Origin of the sequence: Paenalcaligenes sp. Me52, assembly GCF_050487965.1 — a bacterium.
Taxonomy (GTDB): Bacteria; Pseudomonadota; Gammaproteobacteria; order Burkholderiales; family Burkholderiaceae_B; genus Paenalcaligenes.
In genome coordinates this window covers 1-5,697 of record NZ_JBKQFO010000006.1, presented here as the reverse complement: position 1 = coordinate 5,697, position 5,697 = coordinate 1, and the positions used below count along the sequence as shown (strand labels likewise).

Sequence of the window (5,697 nt, the reverse complement as noted above, 5' to 3'; positions counted from 1 at the left end):
GTTTCGGTTTTAAATGTTTTGAAAATAAACGCTTGACACCAAAAACAAATTGCTTCATAATTTCACTTCTCTGGTTTAGCTGCAACGGCAGCGACTGGCTACTTCGGTAGCAAGTGTTCTTTAAAAATTTAACAGCCGATAAGTGTGGGCGCTTGGAATGAGTGGACCAACCTTCTCACGAAGGTTCGCCAAACATATAGATCAAGTGCTCACATAAAGAAAATTAGGTTTTTGCCTTGTGCAAACAACTCTAAATTTCTTTGAGTACGAATTACTCCGCTTTAGATAACTTCGGTTATTTGAAGCAAAATATACAGAGATTAAACTGAAGAGTTTGATCCTGGCTCAGATTGAACGCTAGCGGGATGCTTTACACATGCAAGTCGAACGGCAGCACGAGAGAGCTTGCTCTCTTGGTGGCGAGTGGCGGACGGGTGAGTAATGTATCGGAACGTGCCCAGTAGCGGGGGATAACTACTCGAAAGAGTGGCTAATACCGCATACGCCCTACGGGGGAAAGGGGGGGATCGCAAGACCTCTCACTATTGGAGCGGCCGATATCGGATTAGCTAGTTGGTGGGGTAAAGGCCTACCAAGGCGACGATCCGTAGCTGGTTTGAGAGGACGACCAGCCACACTGGGACTGAGACACGGCCCAGACTCCTACGGGAGGCAGCAGTGGGGAATTTTGGACAATGGGGGAAACCCTGATCCAGCCATCCCGCGTGTGTGATGAAGGCCTTCGGGTTGTAAAGCACTTTTGACAGGGAAGAAATGATAGAGGCTAATAACCTCTGTAGATGACGGTACCTGTAGAATAAGCACCGGCTAACTACGTGCCAGCAGCCGCGGTAATACGTAGGGTGCAAGCGTTAATCGGAATTACTGGGCGTAAAGGGTACGCAGGCGGCTAGGAAAGAAAGATGTGAAATCCCAGGGCTCAACCTTGGAACTGCATTTTTAACTACCTAGCTAGAGTATGTCAGAGGGGGGTAGAATTCCACGTGTAGCAGTGAAATGCGTAGAGATGTGGAGGAATACCGATGGCGAAGGCAGCCCCCTGGGATAATACTGACGCTCAGGTACGAAAGCGTGGGGAGCAAACAGGATTAGATACCCTGGTAGTCCACGCCCTAAACGATGTCAACTAGCTGTTGGGGCCGTTAGGCCTTAGTAGCGCAGCTAACGCGTGAAGTTGACCGCCTGGGGAGTACGGTCGCAAGATTAAAACTCAAAGGAATTGACGGGGACCCGCACAAGCGGTGGATGATGTGGATTAATTCGATGCAACGCGAAAAACCTTACCTACGCTTGACATGTCTAGAATCCTGAAGAGATTTAGGAGTGCCCGCAAGGGAACTGGAACACAGGTGCTGCATGGCTGTCGTCAGCTCGTGTCGTGAGATGTTGGGTTAAGTCCCGCAACGAGCGCAACCCTTGTCATTAGTTGCTACGAAAGAGCACTCTAATGAGACTGCCGGTGACAAACCGGAGGAAGGTGGGGATGACGTCAAGTCCTCATGGCCCTTATGCGTAGGGCTTCACACGTCATACAATGGTCGGGACAGAGGGTCGCCAACCCGCGAGGGGGAGCTAATCTCATAAACCCGATCGTAGTCCGGATCGCAGTCTGCAACTCGACTGCGTGAAGTCGGAATCGCTAGTAATCGCGGATCAGAATGCCGCGGTGAATACGTTCCCGGGTCTTGTACACACCGCCCGTCACACCATGGAAGTGGGTTTCACCAGAAGTAGGTAGTCTAACCGTAAGGAGGACGCTTACCACGGTGGGATTCATGACTGGGGTGAAGTCGTAACAAGGTAGCCGTATCGGAAGGTGCGGCTGGATCACCTCCTTTAAGAGCGAAGGTTCACAAAGCGAAAGCGTCCACACTTATTGGCTGTTAGAAAAGTTCATGACCAAGGTAGTCACCAACGAAGCAGTAACGAATTGGGTCAGTAGCTCAGTCGGTTAGAGCACCGTCTTGATAAGGCGGGGGTCGTTGGTTCGATTCCAACTTGACCCACCACGAATACCACGGGGGATTAGCTCAGCTGGGAGAGCACCTGCTTTGCAAGCAGGGGGTCGTCGGTTCGATCCCGTCATCCTCCACCAAGATTTTTGCGGTGGTGATTTGAAGTTTGGTCATGAAATGCAGTGAAGCGCAACTTGAAACGTCGAGTTGCTTGGGTACTGACAGTTTAACGAATAGCATTGTTTATGACAGTGTTACTCGTTGGGCTGATAAAGCTCATCGCTGGTTATGTTCTTTAACAATCTGGAAAAAGCACAACGAAGTGTATTCATGTATACACCAACTTAATTGTTGGCTGTATGAATAGACGGGTTGTGATTGCAAATCAACAATTTTGTTCAAACAAAGTTCTTTTTTGAATTCGAGTCAAATCGAATCCAAGCAAACTTGATGAACGGCACAATTGCTAAAACTCATAATCCTGTAGCCTTAAGTGTTATAGGATCAAGCGAATAAGTGCATGCGGCGGATGCCTTGGCGATCACAGGCGATGAAGGACGTGGTAGTCTGCGAAAAGCTACGGGGAGCTGACAAACAAGCTTTGATCCGTAGATGTCCGAATGGGGAAACCCACAGTAGCGATACTGTATCCTACACTGAATACATAGGTGTAGTGAAGCGAACCAGGTGAACTGAACCATCTAAGTAACCTGAGGAAAAGAAATCAACCGAGATTCCGGAAGTAGTGGCGAGCGAAACCGGACCAGCCTTAACGTGATAGTCGATTTGATAGCTGAAAAAAATGGAAAGTTTTACCGTAGTGGGTGATAGTCCCGTAAGCGAAATCAAATCGGTGGTACTAGGCGTTAGATAAGTAGGGCGGGACACGTGAAATCCTGTCTGAATATGGGGGGACCATCCTCCAAGGCTAAATACTCGTGATCGACCGATAGTGAACCAGTACCGTGAGGGAAAGGCGAAAAGAACCCCGGAAGGGGAGTGAAATAGATCCTGAAACCGCATGCATACAAACAGTAGGAGCACCCTTGTGGTGTGACTGCGTACCTTTTGTATAATGGGTCAGCGACTTACATTCAGTGGCAAGCTTAACCGAATAGGGGAGGCGTAGCGAAAGCGAGTCCGAATAGGGCGATTCAGTCGCTGGGTGTAGACCCGAAACCAGGCGATCTATCCATGGTCAGGTTGAAGGCACGGTAACACGTGCTGGAGGACCGAACCCACTAATGTTGAAAAATTAGGGGATGAACTGTGGATTGGAGTGAAAGGCTAAACAAGCCTGGAGATAGCTGGTTCTCTCCGAAAACTATTTAGGTAGTGCCTCGTATATTACTGTTGGGGGTAGAGCACTGTTTTGGCTAGGGGGTCATAGCGACTTACCAAACCATGGCAAACTCCGAATACCAACAAGTACAGTACGGGAGACAGAGCACCGGGTGCTAACGTCCGGACTCAAGAGGGAAACAACCCAGACCGCCAGCTAAGGTCCCTAAAACGGGCTAAGTGGGAAACGAAGTGGGAAGGCATAGACAGTCAGGAGGTTGGCTTAGAAGCAGCCACCCTTTAAAGAAAGCGTAATAGCTCACTGATCGAGTCGTCCTGCGCGGAAGATGTAACGGGGCTAAGCCAGTTACCGAAGCTGCGGATGCACAGTTTACTGTGCGTGGTAGGAGAGCGTTCTGTAGGCCTGCGAAGGTGTTCCGTAAGGAATGCTGGAGGTATCAGAAGTGAGAATGCTGACATGAGTAGCGATAAAGGGGGTGAAAAGCCCCCTCGCCGTAAGTCCAAGGTTTCCTGCGCAACGTTCATCGGCGCAGGGTGAGTCGGCCCCTAAGGTGAGGCAGAGATGCGTAGCTGATGGGAAGCGGGTTAATATTCCCGCACCGTTGTAAAGTGCGATGGGGGGACGGATTGCAGAAGGTCATCGGAGTGTTGGATATCTCCGTTGGGGCATCGAAGAAGGCGCTTAGGCAAATCCGGGCGCGTAATTCAAGGATGTCACTGGATAGAGCTACGGCTCTAAACTGATTGGAAGTGGTCCCAAGAAAAGCCTCTAAGCTTCAGCTTTACAAGACCGTACCGCAAACCGACACAGGTGGACGGGATGAATATTCCAAGGCGCTTGAGAGAACTCAGGAGAAGGAACTCGGCAAATTAATACCGTAACTTCGGGAGAAGGTATGCCCCGGTAGTGTGATGCGCCTGCGCGCAAAGCATGAAAGGGCCGCAGTGAATCGGTGGCTGCGACTGTTTATTAAAAACACAGCACTCTGCAAACACGAAAGTGGACGTATAGGGTGTGACGCCTGCCCGGTGCCGGAAGGTTAAGTGATGGGGTGCAAGCTCTTGATCGAAGCCCCGGTAAACGGCGGCCGTAACTATAACGGTCCTAAGGTAGCGAAATTCCTTGTCGGGTAAGTTCCGACCTGCACGAATGGCGTAACGATGGCCACACTGTCTCCTCCTGAGACTCAGCGAAGTTGAAGTGGTTGTGATGATGCAATCTACCCGCGGCTAGACGGAAAGACCCCATGAACCTTTACTGTAGCTTTGCATTGGATTGTGAACCGGCCTGTGTAGGATAGGTGGGAGACGTTGAAGCGTGGACGCTAGTTCGCGTGGAGTCAACCTTGAAATACCACCCTGGTCTGTTTATGGTTCTAACCTAGGTCCCTTATCGGGATCGGGGACCGTGCATGGTGGGCAGTTTGACTGGGGCGGTCTCCTCCTAAAGTGTAACGGAGGAGTTCGAAGGTACGCTAGAGACGGTCGGAAATCGTCTTGATAGTGCAATGGCATAAGCGTGCTTGACTGTGAGACTGACAAGTCGAACAGGTACGAAAGTAGGACATAGTGATCCGGTGGTTCTGTATGGAAGGGCCATCGCTCAACGGATAAAAGGTACTCTGGGGATAACAGGCTGATACCGCCCAAGAGTTCATATCGACGGCGGTGTTTGGCACCTCGATGTCGACTCATCTCATCCTGGGGCTGTAGCCGGTCCCAAGGGTATGGCTGTTCGCCATTTAAAGAGGTACGTGAGTTGGGTTTAAAACGTCGTGAGACAGTTTGGTCCCTATCTGCCGTGGGCGTTGGATACTTGACGGAGCCTGCTCCTAGTACGAGAGGACCGGAGTGGACGTACCGCTGGTGTATCGGTTGTCATGCCAATGGCATTGCCGAGTAGCTAAGTACGGAAGAGATAACCGCTGAAGGCATCTAAGCGGGAAACTCGTCTGAAGATTAGGTATCCCGGGAACTTGATTCCCCTAAAGGGTCGTTCTAGACCAGGACGTTGATAGGCTGGGTGTGGAAGTGCAGTAATGCACGTAGCTAACCAGTACTAATTGCCCGTGCGGCTTGATCCTATAACTCTTAAGGTTATAAGTTTTAAGTGTCGTTCAAACAAATTTAGCAGTACAATAACGCAATCCCAAACATGAAACACTGCATCATACTGTTGATGTAGTTGTGCTAATTCCAGATTTAGTTGACATGCTTCGTGTGAAGCATGTGAGCAAGCCAGTTACGCTTGACGACCATAGCAAGGTGGAACCACCCCTTTTCCATTCCGAACAGGACCGTGAAACGCCTTCGCGCCGATGATAGTGCATATTCGTGTGTGAAAGTAGGTCATCGTCAGGCTCTTACACCAAAAGCCCCGCATCCAACCGATGCGGGGCTTTTTTACGTCTGGACAAAA

2 tRNA genes and 3 rRNA genes are annotated in these 5,697 nt (G+C 50.2%); all 5 read left to right on the top strand.

The annotated features are described in order from the left end of the window. The first annotated feature begins 322 nt into the window (after positions 1 to 322). The 5 genes from ACLO87_RS16635 (at position 323) to rrf (ending at position 5,639) form a co-directional block, all read left to right on the top strand. A 16S ribosomal RNA gene (locus ACLO87_RS16635) occupies positions 323 to 1,859 on the top strand. A gap of 94 nt (positions 1,860 to 1,953) precedes the next feature. After that, positions 1,954 to 2,030: transfer RNA gene (locus ACLO87_RS16630), tRNA-Ile, on the top strand. A 10-nt stretch (positions 2,031 to 2,040) separates the two neighbouring features. Beyond that, positions 2,041 to 2,116 (top strand) — tRNA-Ala (locus ACLO87_RS16625). Positions 2,117 to 2,478: 362 nt separating this feature from the next. Next, positions 2,479 to 5,362: ribosomal RNA gene (locus ACLO87_RS16620) — 23S ribosomal RNA — on the top strand. A gap of 163 nt (positions 5,363 to 5,525) precedes the next feature. After that, positions 5,526 to 5,639, top strand: a 5S ribosomal RNA gene (rrf, locus tag ACLO87_RS16615). The 16S, 23S and 5S rRNA genes sit together here with 2 tRNA genes alongside, the layout of an rRNA operon. The last annotated feature ends 58 nt before the right edge of the window (positions 5,640 to 5,697 follow it).